Origin of the sequence: Ciceribacter ferrooxidans, from assembly GCF_004137355.1 — a bacterium.
GTDB classification, from domain to species: Bacteria; Pseudomonadota; Alphaproteobacteria; order Rhizobiales; family Rhizobiaceae; genus Allorhizobium; species Allorhizobium ferrooxidans.
The window spans coordinates 101,607-118,569 of record NZ_SDVB01000191.1 but is presented as its reverse complement, the minus strand read 5'-3'; the positions used below and the strand labels follow the sequence as shown (position 1 = coordinate 118,569).

Annotated in this window: 18 protein-coding genes; 14 read left to right on the top strand and 4 right to left on the bottom strand. The window is 61.7% G+C overall.

Features of this window, described 5'->3' with window-relative positions:
- Positions 1-96 precede the first annotated feature (96 nt).
- Entirely contained in the window at positions 97-837 is a 741-nt protein-coding gene (locus tag EUU22_RS08610; protein WP_165351119.1) for a BON domain-containing protein, read from the bottom strand.
- A 19-nt stretch (positions 838-856) separates the two neighbouring features.
- Positions 857-1,303: a hypothetical protein gene (locus EUU22_RS08605; protein ID WP_129331608.1), complete on the bottom strand. Its 447-nt coding sequence runs from the start codon at positions 1,301-1,303 to the stop codon at positions 857-859.
- Between the two features lie 486 nt (positions 1,304-1,789).
- Between EUU22_RS08605 and EUU22_RS08600 the strand changes: the two genes are divergently transcribed.
- The 14 genes from EUU22_RS08600 to EUU22_RS08535 all read left to right on the top strand — a co-directional run bounded on the left by EUU22_RS08600 (position 1,790) and on the right by EUU22_RS08535 (position 15,754).
- Positions 1,790-2,287 (top strand): Csu type fimbrial protein, encoded by a 498-nt coding sequence (locus EUU22_RS08600; protein ID WP_129331607.1) that lies wholly within the window; start codon positions 1,790-1,792, stop codon positions 2,285-2,287.
- 86 nt (positions 2,288-2,373) lie between these two features.
- Entirely contained in the window at positions 2,374-3,090 is a 717-nt protein-coding gene (locus EUU22_RS08595; protein WP_129331606.1) for a fimbrial biogenesis chaperone, read from the top strand.
- Positions 3,062-5,494 carry a fimbria/pilus outer membrane usher protein gene (locus tag EUU22_RS08590; protein WP_129331605.1) on the top strand — a complete coding sequence of 811 codons (2,433 nt, stop codon included), beginning with the start codon at positions 3,062-3,064 and terminating at the stop codon, positions 5,492-5,494. Before EUU22_RS08595 ends, EUU22_RS08590 begins: the two co-directional genes overlap by 29 nt.
- A gap of 8 nt (positions 5,495-5,502) precedes the next feature.
- Positions 5,503-6,453, top strand: coding sequence for a Csu type fimbrial protein (locus EUU22_RS08585; protein ID WP_129331604.1), 951 nt, complete (start codon positions 5,503-5,505; stop codon positions 6,451-6,453).
- Between the two features lie 256 nt (positions 6,454-6,709).
- Positions 6,710-7,162, top strand: a complete 453-nt coding sequence (locus tag EUU22_RS08580; RefSeq protein WP_129331603.1) for a hypothetical protein — start codon at positions 6,710-6,712, stop codon at positions 7,160-7,162.
- A 5-nt stretch (positions 7,163-7,167) separates the two neighbouring features.
- Positions 7,168-8,268 carry an FAD-dependent oxidoreductase gene (locus EUU22_RS08575; protein WP_129331602.1) on the top strand — a complete coding sequence of 367 codons (1,101 nt, stop codon included), beginning with the start codon at positions 7,168-7,170 and terminating at the stop codon, positions 8,266-8,268.
- Positions 8,269-8,287: 19 nt separating this feature from the next.
- Positions 8,288-8,509, top strand: a complete 222-nt coding sequence (nrtS, locus tag EUU22_RS08570) for a nitrate/nitrite transporter NrtS (protein ID WP_129331601.1) — start codon at positions 8,288-8,290, stop codon at positions 8,507-8,509.
- A complete protein-coding gene (locus EUU22_RS08565; RefSeq protein ID WP_129331600.1) occupies positions 8,506-9,105 on the top strand; it encodes an RNA polymerase factor sigma-70 in 600 nt (199 codons plus the stop codon). Before nrtS ends, EUU22_RS08565 begins: the two co-directional genes overlap by 4 nt.
- Positions 9,099-9,305, top strand: coding sequence for a zf-HC2 domain-containing protein (locus EUU22_RS08560; RefSeq protein WP_129331599.1), 207 nt, complete (start codon positions 9,099-9,101; stop codon positions 9,303-9,305). The genes EUU22_RS08565 and EUU22_RS08560 overlap by 7 nt, the downstream gene beginning before the upstream one ends.
- A 72-nt stretch (positions 9,306-9,377) precedes the next feature.
- Positions 9,378-11,537, top strand: coding sequence for a dihydrolipoyl dehydrogenase family protein (locus tag EUU22_RS08555; protein ID WP_129331731.1), 2,160 nt, complete (start codon positions 9,378-9,380; stop codon positions 11,535-11,537).
- Positions 11,534-12,169 carry a CDP-alcohol phosphatidyltransferase family protein gene (locus EUU22_RS08550; RefSeq protein WP_129331598.1) on the top strand — a complete coding sequence of 212 codons (636 nt, stop codon included), beginning with the start codon at positions 11,534-11,536 and terminating at the stop codon, positions 12,167-12,169. Before EUU22_RS08555 ends, EUU22_RS08550 begins: the two co-directional genes overlap by 4 nt.
- Positions 12,170-12,219: 50 nt before the next feature.
- Complete coding sequence (locus EUU22_RS08545; RefSeq protein ID WP_129331597.1) at positions 12,220-13,413, top strand: ABC transporter substrate-binding protein; 1,194 nt, start codon at positions 12,220-12,222, stop codon at positions 13,411-13,413.
- Complete coding sequence (locus EUU22_RS08540; RefSeq protein WP_129331596.1) at positions 13,410-15,119, top strand: ABC transporter permease; 1,710 nt, start codon at positions 13,410-13,412, stop codon at positions 15,117-15,119. The genes EUU22_RS08545 and EUU22_RS08540 overlap by 4 nt, the downstream gene beginning before the upstream one ends.
- Positions 15,116-15,754: an ATP-binding cassette domain-containing protein gene (locus EUU22_RS08535; RefSeq protein ID WP_129331595.1), complete on the top strand. Its 639-nt coding sequence runs from the start codon at positions 15,116-15,118 to the stop codon at positions 15,752-15,754. The genes EUU22_RS08540 and EUU22_RS08535 overlap by 4 nt, the downstream gene beginning before the upstream one ends.
- 1 nt (position 15,755) lies before the next feature.
- On the opposite strand, the gene EUU22_RS08530 is transcribed toward EUU22_RS08535, so the two are convergent.
- Both EUU22_RS08530 and EUU22_RS08525 read right to left on the bottom strand, forming a co-directional pair.
- Positions 15,756-16,190, bottom strand: a complete 435-nt coding sequence (locus EUU22_RS08530) for a hypothetical protein (RefSeq protein WP_129331594.1) — start codon at positions 16,188-16,190, stop codon at positions 15,756-15,758.
- A 108-nt stretch (positions 16,191-16,298) separates the two neighbouring features.
- Complete coding sequence (locus EUU22_RS08525; RefSeq protein ID WP_129331593.1) at positions 16,299-16,868, bottom strand: carboxymuconolactone decarboxylase family protein; 570 nt, start codon at positions 16,866-16,868, stop codon at positions 16,299-16,301.
- Positions 16,869-16,963: the final 95 nt, after the last annotated feature.

Genomic DNA, 16,963 nt, shown 5'->3' with positions numbered 1-16,963 from the left:
CGTTCGCACGCGAACGGGCTTCGCCCGGTCCCGACGATGTCGCTTTTTTGCCCTCGCCCGGAAGCGCCGAGACAAAATGTCGATCGGCAGGGTAACCTACGGTCCGACTGCGATCTCGTTCACGACTTCGTCGACACCGAATATGTACCAGGCGTCATTCTCCGCCATGCGCCGTTGGTCGTCGCTCGGCAAATAGCCGGTGAGGCGGACGGTCCGGTTGCGAACACCGACCTTGACCTGTGCCGCATCGACGTAAGGGTCCTTTTCCAATGCAAGCCGGACCGCCTCAGCGATCCTGTCGGCACTGTCCTCGTCGTCGTCCCCGGCGACAATTCCGTTTATGACGTCACGCGACCCCGGCACCCACCACGCGAGCAGGCCGATGTAGCGCTTGATGGTCAGGCCTGGCACGGAGCCGTTCAAGGTGACAACCCCGTCAACGACCTCGTAGTCGATGTCGCCATGGGCATCCGGCGACTTCGAAATCGTCTCGCAGTGCCCGCCCCTGATCTCCTCGACGTTCAGACTCGCAAGAGCCGGATCTTCCGCGTATTCGCGCCGCAGACGGGCGAGAATCTCGGCGTCTCCCATGGGCGATGCCGGCTTCACTCGGACGCGGTCGACAGTGGCAACGACGTCGGGCATCGCTGCAGCAATCTCGAGCGCGAGCTTCTTCTGGGCAACACCATCCACTTCCGCTTCGAAGATCAGCGTTCCGTCGCCTTCCAGCGAAAGGCCATCGGCCTTGAACCGACTCCCGAGGCGGCTTTCCCCCGACAGACGCCCACGCAGCTCATCGACGATCTTGCGTATCCTTTCCGGTTCGAGTCCGAACATGAGATCCTCCGTAACCTCGTCAAGATGCATGTCTGTCCGTCTGAACATCGCTCAGAAACCGTTCGAACTTCTGCCGGTCCTGATCGGTTTCCAGCTCGACCGTCACTTGGGCCGTTCCCCGATCAGGTTTCACGAAATCCTCTTCGAAACCCTGGAGGGTCATCTCCTCCGACTCGTCGGATACCGTTCCTCCCTCAGGCAGGCCGCTCCCGAGGACGTCTTCAATCCTGATCCGCAGCAGCCAGTGTCCGCCGCTGTCCACCAATGGCTTCACTTCCAGAATCCCGACGGTGGAAAGGGCTTGGAGGTCGTCGGTCTCAGCGATAGCCTCAAGCTGACCGCCGGCATCGTCGGTGAAGAACATCTTGCTCGCGTCTATCTCAAATCGGGGCTTCCCGGCCGATGCAACCTCCCGCTTTAGCCATTCGACGACATGCGCCGCGTCCAGGTCGAGTTCGTATTCCATCGCCATCGCTCCGAAGTGTCAGGTTTCGATCGGTGCAATCGGATCTCCGATACGCTTCACGTTCTCCTCGAAGCACCACTGCTTCCATGACGTACATCAATAAACTCTACTTTAGTTCTCACTCACCGTGAAGCTGCAGACGGCCGGCAGCGCGGGTGGTCCCGAGCACCTTCTTCTCCTGTCGTCCGGATTAAAGTCGGCGTGGTGTATTTGATCCGGCAAAGCTGACCTTCCCAAAGACGTATGGTTCGCCAGACGCTTCGCTTGGATCGCGTTCTTGGCGGCCCGACTACAGTGAATAGTATCGTCGGATTTACGTCCGCCAGAAGCATCGCCTCATCAGCAAGAAGCGAGTTCAACGCGGAGCACACAGGAAGATGGACAGCGATGGATCAGCCGGAGGTCCCCTCACAGGCTATATATTAATATTTTATATATTATTATATTATAACCATGTTATGCTACTGAAAATGATTCGGAGGTCAGATGCGTCTCAGCTTCTCGACTGCCTTCGCGTTTCTCGCCGGTGTGCCGTTGTTGACCTGCCCCGCAGAAGCGCAAACGACAACTGACAGCTTTACTGTGCAGATCCAGATCACTGCCGAATGCCTGATCAACTCTGCCACCACGCTCGACTTCGGTGCCTCCGGTGTTCTGTCGTCTGCTACGACAGGAACCAGCGAAATCACTGTCCAGTGCACGAACGGGACGACCTATAATGTGGGTCTGAACGCCGGCCTCGGCGCAGGGGCGACCGTGGCTTCGCGCAGGATGACCGGGCCGGCGTCTGCGACCGTCACATACTCCCTCTACTCGGATGCCGCCCACACCACCGTCTGGGGTGAAACGATCGGAACGGACACCGTCTCCGGCACCGGAACAGGCGCGTCGCAGGTCTACACCGTCTACGGCCAGGTGCCTGCCCAGTCGACCCCGGCGGCGGGTACCTACTCGGACACGATTACGGTGACCGTGACCTACTGAAACCACGCGCGATATTGACGCGTGATATCGGGGCACGGTGCCGAGCCATCTCGGACCCAGTGCCCTTGATCGTGTTGGGAGGAATTATGCAGCCGATCATCTCGCTCATCGTATGCCTGACAACTTTCATCCTCTTCGGTCCGTCGTCGCACGCCGCGTCGTTACGGGTCGCGCCGGTCATCCTCGACATGAAGGTCCCGCAGGCCGCCTCGACCATCCGCGTCTGGAACGACGCACCGCGTGCGATCCACGTGCAGGTCCGGGTCTTCCGCTGGGACCAGAAGGACGGGGAGGACGTCTATACGCCGACGAACGACGTCGCCGCGAGCCCGCCGATCATCGCCCTCAATCCGGGAGGCGAGAATCTGATCCGCGTCGTCCGCACATCCAAGAGGGCGATCGGTAGGGAGGAAAGCTACCGTCTCATTGTCGACGAGCTTCCCGAACCATCGAGACGGCAGGCGGGCGTGGTGAATCTCGTCGTGCGGCACTCTATTCCGGTCTTCTTCACGCCGCCCGACTCCTCTCCAGCCACATCGTGGACAATCGAGCGGGGGCGTGGAGGCTATGTCGTGACGGTTCGCAACGATGGAACTCAGCGCCTGCGGGTCTCCAACCTCGTCCTGAGTAGCAAGGGAAGAACGCTCGCCCGCCGCGGGGGGCTTGTCGGTTACGTGCTCGGAAAGTCCTCGGTCGCCTGGTTCGTGCCCGCAAAAAGCGGCCCCTCCGGAGGAACCGTGACGATCAGCGCCGACAGTGAAGGAGGGCGCCTGAATGCGCAAGCGCGCATGCGGGGCGGCTAGCATTCTGTTCTCGCTGTCTGTTTCACTCGCCGTCGACCCCAGCGCCTCCCGGGCGCGTGCCCAGCGGCTGCCGCCGGCCGGTACCGGTGTCGACACGGATACGTCGCTTGCCGCACCCCTCGACCTGCAGCTGGAGGTCTTCGTCAACGGGCGGTCGACCAGGCTGATCGCCGGCTTCATACGCGACGACGATGGAGCACTCGCGATCGCCCCTGACCAGCTCCGCAATGTCGGGATCATCCCGGCAGCTGAGGCCGTCCGGGCCGACGGCCTGGTCGACATCTCGAAACTGCCTGGGGTCACCTACCGCTATGATGCGACATTGCAGGCCATCTATTTCGATGTCCAGTTCGACAGCATATCCGCGCGCATCATCGACGCCCACAGGCCTACGAGAAGCGACCCGGGGGAGGAGAAGGCGGACAGCAGCTTCGGAGGGCTCATCAACTACACGATCTACGGCAATACCGGAGGAGGCGATGCAGGGAAAATCTGGGATTTCCAGGGCCTTTCCGGCTGGTTAGAGGGGCGCGTCTTCAGCCCTTACGGGGTTTTGTCGAGTTCGCAGTTGCTGAGCACCTCGACGGATGATCGCTACGACTCGACCCGCCTGGAAACGAACTGGTCGTATTCGGACCCCGACACGATGACGACCTATCAGGTCGGCGATCTCATCACCGGCGGCCTCGGCTGGACCCGACCGATCCGCATGGGCGGTGTCCAGGTAAAGCGTAATTTCGGGCTGCGGCCGGACCTCGTGACGATGCCGCTGCCGCAGCTCTCGGGATCGGCCGCCGTCCCCTCAACGGTCGACGTCTACGTCGACAACGCACGCCGCCTCAGCGAAACTATTCCGGAAGGGCCCTTCGAAATCATCAATCTGCCGGTCGTCACCGGAGCCGGCATGGCACGTCTCGTGGTACGCGATGCGCTCGGGCGGGAGACGACGTCCGACACGCCGTTCTTTGCTTCCTCCAACCTGCTCGCAACGGGGCTGGCGGACTACTCGCTGGAGGCCGGCTATGCGCGGCGCTTCTACGGAACGGAATCCAATGACTACAGCAGCGATCTCGTGGGGTCGGGCACGTTGCGCTACGGCGTCGACGACTGGCTGACGGTCGAGGCCCACGCAGAAGGCGGGGGCGGGCTCCTGAACGGTGGCGGCGGCGCTGCGTTCGGACTGGGCTCCTACGGCGTAGCCTCGCTTGCCGGGTCTGCCAGCAGCTATGGAGACAGGGCAGGCTTCCAGCTCGCCGGAAGCGTCGAAATGGAATTCGGAGACTGGCGTCTCTACGCCCGCAGCCAGCACACGTTCGGCGACTACGACGACATCGCCGCGATCACCTTCGGTCCGGCAACGCCCGAGGAAAGGTTTCGAGCCTCGCCGCCTCGTGCGCTCGACCAGATCGCTCTTTCCGTTCCCCTGAGCTTCGACCCCTCGACGCTCAATCTGAGCTTTACCAACGTGGAGACCGTCGACGGAGACCGCTCACAGCTCGTCGGCCTCTCTTACAGCCGGCAGATCAACAATCGCGTCTCGTTCTTCGCCAGCGGTTTCACCGATCTCGCGGACCGGGGTTCCTTCGGCATCTTCGCCGGCCTGTCGGTGCAACTCGGCAAGGATATCTACGGCGCGGCGAGCGTATCGTCAGGATCGGATGGTAGCGCCTTCACCGCCGACATCGCAAAGTCCGCCGGCACCGAGAGCGGCAGTCTCGGCTGGCGGTTGCGCAATTCGGAAGGAACGCGGACCCATCGTTCCGCCACCGTCACCTATCGCACGGAGACCGCCCGTTTCGAAGCGGGCGCCGCACAGCACGGCGAACACCTGCAGGCGACAGGGCAGGTCGACGGAGCCATCGTCTTTGCAGGCGGCGACGTTTTCCTCTCCAACAGGATCGACGACGCTTTTGCCGTCATCGATACGGGCGCTCCGGGAGTCGATGTCCTCTACGAGAACAGGCCGGCCGGACGAAGCAACGGCAGGGGCAAGCTTCTATTGCCGAATCTGCGCTCCTACGAGCCGAACCGTGTGACGATCGATCCCACCAATCTGCCGGTCGACGCCGTGGTCGCCGAAACGAAAAGCACGACGATCCCCGCAGACCGCAGCGGGACCGTAATCCGTTTCGATGTCGAGACCCAGGCGGCCGCAGCCCTCGTCACGCTGCGCGATGAAGGCGGCTCCTACATCGAGATCGGCTCCACGGGCCGTGTCGAGGAGAGCGGCGAGGACTTCTTCGTCGGCTATGACGGGCAAGCCTTTCTGACACATCTGACGGCGCATAACCGGGTAACCATCAGCAGGTCGGACGGCACTCCATGCGTCGCGGAATTCGGCTTCCGCCCGAAGGCCGGCGAACAGGTCACCATTCCCGACGTCGTCTGTCGGGCAACCCAATGAGGTTCGGGATGTCGCTACGTGCTCCGGTTCTCGCATGCCTACTCTCGACGGCGCCCTTCCCCGCTCTGGCGCAGACCTGCTCATTCTCCGTCTCCGACGTGAACTTCGGGAGTGTCGATTCCCTCTCCGGAGCGGCCGCCGATTCCAGCGGTACGGTCACGGCAAGCTGCTTCAGCGGCATTTTGACAAACGTCCGGGTCTGTCTGAACATCAATGCAGGATCAGGCGGTTCGACATCCGGCACGCGTCATATGCTGAACACCACACTCGATCAGCTCGACTACAATCTCTACAGCGACGCCGCCCGAACCACCCCCTGGGGCTCGCGAGAGATGCCGAGCCTCGGCTCGCCCGTAGCGATCGATTTCACCCAACTCCTGGGTACCGTGGAGCAGACCAGAACCATTTACGGACGCGTGCTGGCGAACCAGCAAACGGCTCCGACCGGCACCTACACCTCCACCTTTTCCGGCGCCGAGGTAAGCTTCAACTACGCCACCTATCTCATCATCGGCAGTCCGCCCGATTGCTCGACCGTGACCGGCAATACGACCAGACCAAGCTTCACGGTGCAGGCGACGGTCAACCCGAACTGCCTGGTCAGCGCACAGGACATCGACTTCGGAAGCCAGGGTGTGCTCGACACGGCAGTGGACGCCACCGGCAACGTCGCCGCAACCTGTACGGCCGGCACGGCCTACACGATTTCGCTCGACAACGGCCTGACCGGCACCGGACCTACGGCGCGGCGGATGACACTGGGCGGCGCATACGTCACTTATGGCCTCTACAAGGATGCGGCGCGGTCGCAGCCATGGGGCAGTTCGGGGGGCGATCTCGTAACAGGCACGGGGACCGGCCTTACGGAAAACATCGGCGTCTACGGAAGGGTGCCCGTGCAAAGCACACCGGCACCCGGCACCTATACCGATACGATCGTCGTCACCGTAACCTATTGACCACCGACATAGCGGCCGGTCGCCGTCGTCTCCGGGATGCCCTCTTGTCGAGCCAGTATTCAGAATAGCGGCAAGACTGTGAACCGCGCCCATGCGGGGGGCATCGAACAGCCGAATGCGCCACCGGCCCCCTTTCCACCGCGGCGAGCAAGAAACTCCGCCACATGTTTTCCTGATCGGCGTGTAAGAAACGCCGACCTCTCACGACAAATGACCTGTCAGATGCAACTAAACCATCTTGGGAGAGAAATAGGTCATGAGCAGACAGGTATTGCTGGCGAGGCCCCATCCCTTCCTCGTCAGTGAGATGAAACCGTGGCTGGAGCTGGGCGGGTATTCGGTCCAGCGACCCGACAACATTGATGATCTTGCCGGACAGGCGCGCTCCTGCGTCGGGGCAGTCATTTCGCTTGCCGTCTCATCATCGATCACCGCCGGCGCAGCGGACGTTCTCAAGATTGTCCGGCAGGCAAATCCGTCCCTGCCGATCCTGTTCGCGGCGCTCCGCCCCTATACGCAGATCAGGCCGGAGATAGAACGCCTGCTTGAAGGCCTCGGTGTCGCGGGAAGCGTTCTCGGTATGGATCAGGGTGCCGGTTCGCCGTTCCTTGGTGGCCGCACGACGTTCCTCTACGTATCCAAGGATGATCTTTCCGACAACACACGAAGCGGCAAGGCGCGGGCGCTCCTTGCGAAGCACTTTATTTGACGGCCATGCGGTTGGTTCTTGTCGGCGGCGGCCACGCCCATCTGATCGTGCTGGAGGCCCTGGCGAAGCGGCGTGAGGCCACGCTCGACGTTACGCTGGTAACCCCGTCTCGATGGCAATACTACTCGGGCATGCTCCCCGGCTGGATCATGGGACGTTACGGTGACGATGACTGCCGCGTGGACTTGCGTCCTCTGGCAACACAGGCTGGTGTGCACTTGATCCTGGACCAGGTCACAGCAATGAACGCCGACCGGAACCTCCTGTGTCTGGGAGATGGCCGACATCTCGAATACGATCTGTTGTCGCTCGATACCGGCAGCGAGACCAACATCGAATGGCTGGCGAGCCTGTCCGACAGATTGCTGACCGTGAAGCCGGTCGAGCAGTTTTGTGAACGGTGGCGAAGGGCCTTCAAACAGCTCGCAGGGCGCGAACGCTCACGCCTCGTCGTGGTGGGAGGCGGAGCAGCCGGCGCCGAGTTGTCAGTTGCCGTGAAGACGGCGCTCTCGGCAGCTGACGGGGAATGCTCGGTCACATTGGTTACGGGGAACTCCGGTTTGCTCTCCGGCCATAACTCGATGGTCCGGCGACGCATGCAGTCTGCGCTCGAGATGTCCGGGATCACGATCCTGCACGAAAGGGCGGCAGGCGTTGAAGACGGCGTGCTCTTGCCGGGCGGCGAACTGGTAGAGGCGGATTTCGTGATCGCCGCGACGGGGGCCCGTCCGTCGGCATTTCTGGCCCAATCACGGCTCGGTCTCAGCGACAACGGCTTTGTTGCGGTCGACAGCTTTCACAAAAGCGTATCGCATCGGAATGTTTTTGCGGCGGGAGACGTGTCTGCCCGCTTGGACGACGCCACGACGAGATCCGGTGTCCATGCGGTGCGCGCCGGACCGATACTGGCGCACAACCTGATCGCGGCAGCCAAGGATCGATCCCTTCGACCCTACAGGCTCAGACGACGGTCCCTCTATCTGTTGGTGTCGGGACCGGACAAGGCAATCCTCTCGTGGGGTGGTCTCGGAGCTGCCGGGAGATGGGTCTGGCGCTGGAAAGACTGGATCGATCGCAATTTCATAAAGCGTTTCCGCCAGGGCTGAACGAGGCAGGGTCCCAAAAATGCAGAAATTCTTCACTGTGGCCTTGCAGCGTTCCATCGTGATGAATGCGGTTCGGATCTCGCTCTTTGTCGGCACGGTCCTCAATCTCATCAATCAAGGAGGAGCCGTATTGTCCGGAGACAACCCGTCGTGGCCTCACGTAGTCTTGAACTACGCAGTGCCGTATTGTGTCGCAACATACAGTGCGGTGCGTATCGAGATGAAGCGCATGGGGGAATGATGAATCTGGCTGCCGGTACTTTCGACGACCCTGCGTTTCTCACTGATCTTCGTGCTCAGATGCTGAAGTTCGCGACCCTGCAGCTTTCGGATCCGATCGCCGCGGAAGACGCAGTTCAGGAGGCACTCACCGGCGCACTGCGCAATGCCACGTCCTTCGGCGGTCGCTCCGCCCTGCGAACCTGGGTTTTCGCAATCCTGAAGAACAAGATCGTCGACATGATCCGGCAACGTCAACGGCGAGCCGAAATCCAGCCCCTCCTGAACGTTGAATCTGACGACGAAGAGACAACGGAGCTCTTCGATCGCCGCGGCATGTGGCGACCGGAGGATCGGCCGACGGATTGGGGAAACCCGGAAGACGAACTGCTTGGCAAGGAGTTCTGGCGCGTGTTCGACGCTTGCCTCAATCACCTGCCCGCTCAGCAGGGGCGAATTTTCATGATGCGCGAATTCCTCGACATGGCGACGACAGAGATATGCGCCGAAGCCGACATCACGGTCTCGAACCTGAATGTCATGCTTCACAGGGCAAGGCTCCGCCTGCGCGGTTGCCTTGAAAGCCACTGGTTCGCAAAGGAGACCGCCGAATGCTGAATTGCTGGACGGCAACCGCGCTCGCCTCGCAGGCGATGGACCGGGAGCTGACGATGATGGAGCGTCTCAAGCTGAAGGCACACATCGCGATGTGCTCCGGCTGCCGCAACTTCACGTCTCAGGTTCGCGACCTGCGGCAGATGTCGCGCTTCTATTGCTCCGGAGCGGGGCAGGACGAACGCCCGAAAAAGCAGGACTGAGTTCCGCCGGCTGTAAGATTACGCCTGGTTCCACGACCAAAGGGCATGAAGACTCTTTCACCGGGGTGGAACTTGAAACGCGCAATTGCTGTCGCCCTCACAGGGATCGTCACGGGCATCGTCTACGTCTATGGCAGGGAACACATCCCCTCCCTGCCCGAGCTGAAGGCAAACATGGCCTTCCTCACCGCGACCGTCGAAGACAAGCCGCTGAGTTCGGCCCTTCTGTACTTCGGCATCTATGTCGCCGTTGCTGCGTTTTCCGTACCTGCCGGCACGTTGATGACCTTGGCCGGCGGTGCGCTTTTCGGTTTCTGGGGCGGATTGCTGATCGTCTCCTTTGCCTCGAGCCTCGGCGCGCTCCTCGCCTTTCTTGTGTCCAGGCTTCTTCTTCACGATGCCGTGCAGCGACGCTACGGTTCCCGTCTTGCAAGGTTCAACGATGGCCTCAAGAAGGACGGCGCATTCTTTCTGTTCACGCTGCGCCTCATTCCCGTGTTCCCCTTCTTTGTCGTGAACCTGGTCATGGGCCTGACCCCCGTTCGCGCCCGGACCTTCTACTGGGTCAGCCAGTTGGGCATGCTGCCGGCGACCGCCGTGTACGTGAACGCGGGAACACAATTGGCGCAAATCGACAATGCCGGTGATGTCCTGTCGCCGGGCATCCTCGCCTCGTTCGCCCTGATCGGCGTCTTTCCCTGGATCGCCAGGCTGACGCTCGCCTTTTGGAAGCGGCGCAAGGTCTATAGCCGATGGCGCAAACCCAAAAGCTTCGATCGCAATCTGGTCGTCATCGGAGCCGGCGCGGCCGGCCTCGTCAGTGCCTATATCGGCGCAGCCGTCAAGGCCAAGGTCACGCTCGTCGAAGCCCACAAGATGGGCGGTGACTGCCTGAACTACGGCTGCGTGCCGAGCAAGGCCCTCATCAGAAGCGCCAAGCTCGCCAAGCAGATACGCAACGCCGATCAGTATGGTCTGTTGGCGACCGAACCGGCCTTTTCCTTTCGGCGCGTCATGCGGCGAATTCACGATGTCATCGCAGAAGTCGCGCCACACGACAGCGTCGAGCGATACGAAGGGCTCGGCGTCGAGGTGCTGCGCGGTCATGCGCGCATCAAGGATCCGTGGACAGTTGAAATCACCCACCCGGACGGCGAGGTCCAGGTGCTCACCACACGAGCCATCATCATCGCAACCGGCGCCAGTCCGTTCGTCCCGCCGCTCCCGGGCATTGTCGAGGTCGGCTACCTGACCTCCGACACCCTGTGGGAACGATTTGCCGACCTCGACGTCCCGCCAGAACGGCTGGTGGTGCTGGGTGGAGGCCCCATCGGCTGTGAGCTCGCCCAGAGCTTCGCCCGTCTCGGGTCCAGCGTGACACAGATCGAAATGGCGCCGAGACTGCTCGTCCGCGAGGACGACGATGTGTCGAACTATGCGCTCGAGGCACTGCAGAACGATGGCGTTTGCGTCCTCACGGGGCACAAGGCGCTTTCCTGCGAAGTCCGTGACGGTGAAAGGGCTCTCATTGTCGAGAAGGATGGGGAGCGGCGGCGGGTCGCGTTCGATGAACTGATCTGCGCCGTCGGCAGGTCGCCCCGCCTGAAAGGCTTTGGCTTGGAGGAGCTCGGAATACCGGTCGGTCGGACGGTCGAGACGAACGCCTATCTGGAAACGATCTACCCGAACATCCTGGCCGCCGGCGATGTCGCGGGCCCGTACCAGTTCACCCACACGGCGGGACACCAGGCCTGGTTTGCCGCGGTCAACGCGCTGTTTGGCACGTTCAAGAAGTTCAAGGCCGACTACCGGGTCATTCCGTGGACCACATTCCTTGATCCGGAAGTGGCCCGCGTCGGCCTGAACGAGCAAGAAGCTCGGGAACAAGGCATTCCCTTCGAAGTGACTCGCTACGGCATCGATGACCTCGACCGGGCGATCGCCGATGGAACGGCGCACGGCTTCGTCAAGGTGTTGACCGTCCCCGGCAAGGACACTCTGCTCGGGGTGACCATCGTCGGCGAACATGCCGGCGACCTTCTCGCAGAATTCGTGCTGGCCATGAAGCACGGGCTCGGCCTAAACAAGATCCTGTCCACCATCCATACCTACCCGACGCTCGCCGAGGCCAACAAGTATGTCGCCGGCGAGTGGCGACGCGCCCACGTCTCTCGCCGCGTGCAATCGTTTCTGGAAACCTTCCACCGCCACATGCGCGGAGAGCGGGCATGATCGATCGCCACGTCCTGCCTCTGCAAAAACGGATCCTGCAGCCGGTCGCAAACCAGGTAGTCAAGCACGGAATTCACGCGAATGTCATAAGCCTTTCGGGCTTCGCTATCGGATTGTCGGCCGTTCCGCTCCTGGCATTCGGCCTGTACCATCAGGCACTTCTCGCCATCTTGCTCAATCGGCTGTTCGATGGTCTTGACGGAGCGGTTGCACGGGCGGCCGGGCCGACAGACCGGGGTGCGTTCATCGATATTGCCTTCGACTTCTTCTTTTACGCCGCGATACCGATCGGCTTCGCAATCGCCGATCCGGCCGTGAATGCCCTGCCCGCGGCAATCCTGGTTTCATCGTTCATGGGAACGGGGTCGAGCTTCCTCGCATTCGCCGTCATTGCCGAGAAGCGCGGATTGACCGCCGCGGACTACCCGCAAAAGGGCATCTATTATCTGGGCGGGCTTGCAGAGGGGGCGGAAACGATCGCCGTCTTCGTCGCGATGTGCCTCTGGCCAGATCATTTTCCGCTTATCGCATTTTTCTACGCCCTGATGTGCCTGATGACGACGGTGACCCGCTGGCATCAGGGATGGGTCGCCTTCACGCAGAAAAACATCGATACGAATGTAAGAACTTAGCGGCTCCGGCGACCAATGCCCATACGCCTATCTTTTCCATGGGAGACTTCATGAAGAACGTTCTTTTGGTGACCGCAGCACTGTTGATCCACGCCGGGAGCGCCCTCGCCGACGACCAGTGGGACGACACGCTCACCAAGGCGCGCGGCCAAACCGTCTATTGGAACGCATGGGGTGGAGACGAGCGAACCAACGCCTTCATCTCCTGGGCGGGCGAACAGGTCAAGGCGCGCTACGGAGTGACCATTCAACAGGTCAAGCTGACCGATACGGCAGAAGCCGTAACCCGCGTTATCGCGGAGAAGGCAGCGGGCAAGACGGAAGGTGGGTCCGTCGACCTGATCTGGATAAACGGCCCCAACTTTCTCTCGATGAAAGAAAAGGGACTTCTGCATGGCCCCTTCGTGGCGGGGCTGCCTAATGCACGGTTCCTCGACCTTAGCACGAACTCCGCGGCATCGGTGGATTTCACGGTCCCGGTGGAGGGTTACGAATCGCCCTGGCGACTCGCCAAATTCGTTTTCAACTATGATTCCGCGCGGGTTCAGGCGCCACCGAAGTCGATGAAAACGCTGCTCGAATGGGCGAGGGAGAACCCTGGGCGTTTTACCCACCCCGATGTCAGCAATTTCATGGGCGCTACGTTTCTCAAACAGGCCCTGATCGAACTCGCACCTGATCGCAGCGTTTTGCAGAGCCCCGTGAGCGATGCCAGCTTCGAGACAGCATCCGCGCCGCTTTGGGCCTGGTATGATGCATTGCGCCCGAACCTCTGGCAGGCCGGAACGACGTTCCCCGCGAACGGTTCCGCCCAGCAGCAGTTGCTGAACGACGGAGAGATCGACATGTCGATGTCTTTCGATCCGGCCAGCGCCGCTGCCGCAATCGCCGGTGGTCAATTGCCCGACACGATCCGCACCTATTCGCTCGACGGTGGGACCATCGGCAATATCAGTTTCGTCGCAATCCCCTTCAATGCGGCACACAAGGAAGGAGCGGAGGTCGTTGCAGACTTCCTGCTGGAGCCTGCGACACAGGCCCATGCGCAGGATATATCCGTCCTTGGCAGCTTCTCTGTCCTGGATCAGAACACGCTGGACGAACAACAGAAGGCTCTCTTTGCCTCTCTGCCGACATCCCCTGCCCTGCCCGGCAACGCCGAGCTGGGAGCAACCTTACTCGAGCCCCATGCATCCTGGATGACCCGGCTTTCGGAGGAATGGGCAAAGCGCTACACGAAATGAGCAGTCGCACCGGCATCTGGTTGCAGTTCTGTGGGGCCGCCATTCTTTGTGGCGGCTTCGTCACTCCCATTGCCCTTGGTTTCTGGGAGACGCTACTCCCGGCATTCGGGATCCTTCCTGCCATCGGCGCCGACAGGTTTAGCCTGAATGCCTGGACTGCACTTGCCGCCCTGCCCGGCGTGTGGACCAGCCTTCGTCTGACAGTGTTCACGGGGCTTCTGTCCACACTGTTGTCGCTCGGACTTGCCGTCGCCTTTTGCGCATCCGTGCATGGACGCGTGGGCGCATGGCGGGCCGAGCGCGTACTTTCTCCGCTACTGGCCGCACCCCATGCGGCGATGGCCATCGGGATCGCATTCCTGATTGCACCTTCGGGCTGGCTGGCGCGGCTCTTCAGTCCCTGGGCGACGGCGTGGACCGTACCTCCCGGCTTCACGACGGTCCACGACCCGGCGAGCCTGTCGCTGGTCCTCGGCCTCGTGGTCAAGGAAGTCCCTTTTCTGCTTCTCGTGATCATTGCCGCGCTCAACCAGGTCTCCGCCCGACAGCAATTGGCCGCGGGACGCGCGCTCGGCTACGGCCACGGCGTCATCTGGATCAAGATCATCTTCCCCCAGGTGTACCGCCAGATCCGACTGCCGGTTTACGCCGTGCTTGCCTTTGCCCTCTCCGTCGTCGACATGGCGATCATTCTCGGGCCTTCAAATCCGCCGGTCCTCTCCGTCGCGGCCATGCGGTGGTTCATGGCGGCGGACGTCGATCTGCTGCTTCCGGGCGCCGCGGCCTCGATCCTTCAGATCGCTGTAGTCGTTGCGGGAATATCGGGCTGGTGGCTCAGCGAAAAGCTGGTCGCCGCCGCGGGCCGAGCGGTGATCCGGCGCGGCGGCAGGGGACTTGAAAGCGAACCGTTGATCCGGTTCGCGACCGTCTGCGTCCTGGCGCTTCTGGCGGCCGGCTTTGCGGCCATCCTGTCCTTGATCATATGGTCGTTCACCTGGCGCTGGTCCTTCCCGGATGTAATGCCCTCATCCTTCACGACGTCCATCTGGGTGCAATCGGCCGGCGGCTGGCTCCAGGCACTCGCCAACACCGCAGGCCTCGGTTTCGGTTCGACCCTGCTTTCGCTCCTCCTGGCAATCCTCTGGCTCGAAGGCGAGGATCGGAGTGGACGCAGGCTTCTGCCTGGTGCACCGGTCATGCTCTATCTGCCTCTTTTCCTGCCGCAGATCGGCTTCCTCTACGGGCTTCAAGTCACTTTCCTGCGCGCGGGGATAGATGGCTCCCTGGCCGCAGTTCTCTGGGGCCACACACTTTTTGTTTTTCCCTACGTGATGCTGGCGCTCAGCGATCCATGGCGAGCACTGGACCGCCGCTATGTACGAACAGCGGCAGCGCTCGGCGCGTCGCCGCTGAGAACCCTGTTCCGCCTGAAGCTCCCACTTCTCCTGCGTCCACTGCTGGCCGCCACAGCCATCGGCTTTGCCGTAAGCGCCGCCCAATATCTGCCGACGCTTTTTCTGGGAGCCGGCCGCATTGCCACGCTCACAACCGAGGCGGTAACGCTCTCGTCCGGCGGGGATCGCAGGATCATAGGTGTCTATGCAGCCCTTCAGGCCCTGGTCCCCTTGCTCGTCTACGGCGTCGCCTTCTCTCTTCCCGGAATGGTCTACGCCGACCGCCGCGAACTCAACGGAGTTACAGTATGAACCAGCTCGTACTCGAAGAGATTTCGATAGCCGCACCCGACGCGCCGTCATCGCTGATCTCGGACCTGAGCCTGACCGTCGCTCCCGGTGAGATCGTCACCATCATGGGCAGGAGCGGCATCGGCAAATCAACGCTGCTCTCCTTCATCGGCGGACATCTGGGCCGAGGTTTCAGCGCGAGCGGCACGGTGCGCATCGGGGGAAGAGATATCACCGACACGCCGGCAGAGAAGCGCAAGATCGGCATTCTGTTTCAGGACGATCTCCTGTTCCCGCATCTCTCGGTTGGCGACAACCTTGCCTTTGGCCTTTCCGCGAACGTCAAGGGACGTAAGGAACGCAGGAGATGCGTCGAGCAGGCCCTCAAAAGCGCCGGCCTTGATGGTTTCGCAGACCGGGATCCGGCGACGCTGTCCGGAGGACAGCGTGCGCGTGTGGCGTTGATGCGCACCTTGCTGGCCCGGCCCGATGCCCTGCTTCTCGATGAACCTTTTTCGACGTTGGACAACGGTCTTAGAGAGGACATTCGCCAGTTCGTGTTTGCCCACGGCAAAGACCAGAGGCTTCCGGTTCTGATGGTGACCCATGACGAGGCAGACGCGGCGGCTGCCGGTGGAAGACGGCTCCTGTTGTAGCCTATCGGACAGCGTCGCGTCCGGCCTTGTGCAACCCCAGGATCTCCCGGCGTCCCGCCAGCCAGCGCCAGCTCTCGAGTACATCAAACAAGAGGGAAGTCCCGTTCACCGCGACAACTGCCGCAGCAAAGACGTACTCATCGCTGCCCGACGCGATTGCGTGATCGACGAATAGCCTCTGGATGAGATGAATCAGCAGCGGGATCCATATGGCATGCGGAACCGACAGCAGCCGCGTAAGCCCACCCTGAATATAGACCATGGGCATGTTGAACACGCCCACAGCCGCGAATGCCACCGCTGTCCAGCGGCCGCTGTCCGTGTCAAGAAACGCCAGGGACGACATATTCGTCAGGGCCAGAACGACAAGCCACAGCCTGACCCAGAGCGGCAGGCCCATAAGGGAAGCCCGGATGGTTCTCCATTTCGACGTCATGATCGGATACCCGTATTGAGAGCGCAGTGGAAACACGCCGTGTTGGCGGGCAGCGGGGCGGCAAAAGGCCGCCCGCGCCCTATTTGGTCGATCAGGCTCGAACCGCCGTCAGGCGTCCCAGCGGTAGCCGGAGAAAGCCGCATCCAGTTCGGTATGGAAGAGATGATTGGCGTAGTTGCTGATGGTCTTCACCGCGATCGCAAGAATGATCTCCAGGACGTGGCGTTCGCTGAAGCCGGCAGCAAGAAAGGCCTGAAGCTCCTCGGGCGACGGATTCCCGCGGCCCTTCACCATCAGTCGTGTGAACAGCGAAAGCGCCTGCAACCGGGCATCGGGCAGGATTTTTCCGGCGCGCAGCGCGCTGAGCACCGCTGCCGGTACGTTGGACATCTTCTCGCCGACCATGCTGTGCGCGGCCATGCAATACCGGCAGCGATTTTCATGGCTGATGGTCAGGAGCACGACCTCCTGCTCGGCAGGAGCGAGATGGCTCTCCGCCCGAAAATGCTTGTAACCGACCATGTAGGTGTCGAGCAGGCCGGACGAGTTGGCCATGTTGGTATACATGTTCGGCACGAAGCCGAGGGACTTTCGGGTCCCGTCGAGCAGGGCCTTCACATTGGGTTCGGCGGCATCGGCGTCCACGCCGTCAAGTGTCAATCGTGCTATCTCGGCCATCGTCCAGTCTCCATTGTCAACACAGGTTTTATTTGCGAAACGTCGGAAGAGCGCTGTGGCAAACGCACCCCGTGATCGCCCGGAGACTATAGCGA

What these genes read in the sequence shown, in the direction of transcription:
- EUU22_RS08610 (WP_165351119.1), bottom strand. Translation starts at nt 837, where the DNA reads ATGTTCGGACTCGAACCGGAAAGGATACGCAAGATCGTCGATGAGCTG.
- EUU22_RS08605 (WP_129331608.1), bottom strand. Translation starts at nt 1,303, where the DNA reads ATGGAATACGAACTCGACCTGGACGCGGCGCATGTCGTCGAATGGCTA.
- EUU22_RS08600 (WP_129331607.1), top strand. Translation starts at nt 1,790, where the DNA reads ATGCGTCTCAGCTTCTCGACTGCCTTCGCGTTTCTCGCCGGTGTGCCG.
- EUU22_RS08595 (WP_129331606.1), top strand. Translation starts at nt 2,374, where the DNA reads ATGCAGCCGATCATCTCGCTCATCGTATGCCTGACAACTTTCATCCTC.
- EUU22_RS08590 (WP_129331605.1), top strand. Translation starts at nt 3,062, where the DNA reads ATGCGCAAGCGCGCATGCGGGGCGGCTAGCATTCTGTTCTCGCTGTCT.
- EUU22_RS08585 (WP_129331604.1), top strand. Translation starts at nt 5,503, where the DNA reads ATGTCGCTACGTGCTCCGGTTCTCGCATGCCTACTCTCGACGGCGCCC.
- EUU22_RS08580 (WP_129331603.1), top strand. Translation starts at nt 6,710, where the DNA reads ATGAGCAGACAGGTATTGCTGGCGAGGCCCCATCCCTTCCTCGTCAGT.
- EUU22_RS08575 (WP_129331602.1), top strand. Translation starts at nt 7,168, where the DNA reads ATGCGGTTGGTTCTTGTCGGCGGCGGCCACGCCCATCTGATCGTGCTG.
- nrtS (WP_129331601.1), top strand. Translation starts at nt 8,288, where the DNA reads ATGCAGAAATTCTTCACTGTGGCCTTGCAGCGTTCCATCGTGATGAAT.
- EUU22_RS08565 (WP_129331600.1), top strand. Translation starts at nt 8,506, where the DNA reads ATGATGAATCTGGCTGCCGGTACTTTCGACGACCCTGCGTTTCTCACT.
- EUU22_RS08560 (WP_129331599.1), top strand. Translation starts at nt 9,099, where the DNA reads ATGCTGAATTGCTGGACGGCAACCGCGCTCGCCTCGCAGGCGATGGAC.
- EUU22_RS08550 (WP_129331598.1), top strand. Translation starts at nt 11,534, where the DNA reads ATGATCGATCGCCACGTCCTGCCTCTGCAAAAACGGATCCTGCAGCCG.
- EUU22_RS08545 (WP_129331597.1), top strand. Translation starts at nt 12,220, where the DNA reads ATGAAGAACGTTCTTTTGGTGACCGCAGCACTGTTGATCCACGCCGGG.
- EUU22_RS08540 (WP_129331596.1), top strand. Translation starts at nt 13,410, where the DNA reads ATGAGCAGTCGCACCGGCATCTGGTTGCAGTTCTGTGGGGCCGCCATT.
- EUU22_RS08535 (WP_129331595.1), top strand. Translation starts at nt 15,116, where the DNA reads ATGAACCAGCTCGTACTCGAAGAGATTTCGATAGCCGCACCCGACGCG.
- EUU22_RS08530 (WP_129331594.1), bottom strand. Translation starts at nt 16,190, where the DNA reads ATGACGTCGAAATGGAGAACCATCCGGGCTTCCCTTATGGGCCTGCCG.
- EUU22_RS08525 (WP_129331593.1), bottom strand. Translation starts at nt 16,868, where the DNA reads ATGGCCGAGATAGCACGATTGACACTTGACGGCGTGGACGCCGATGCC.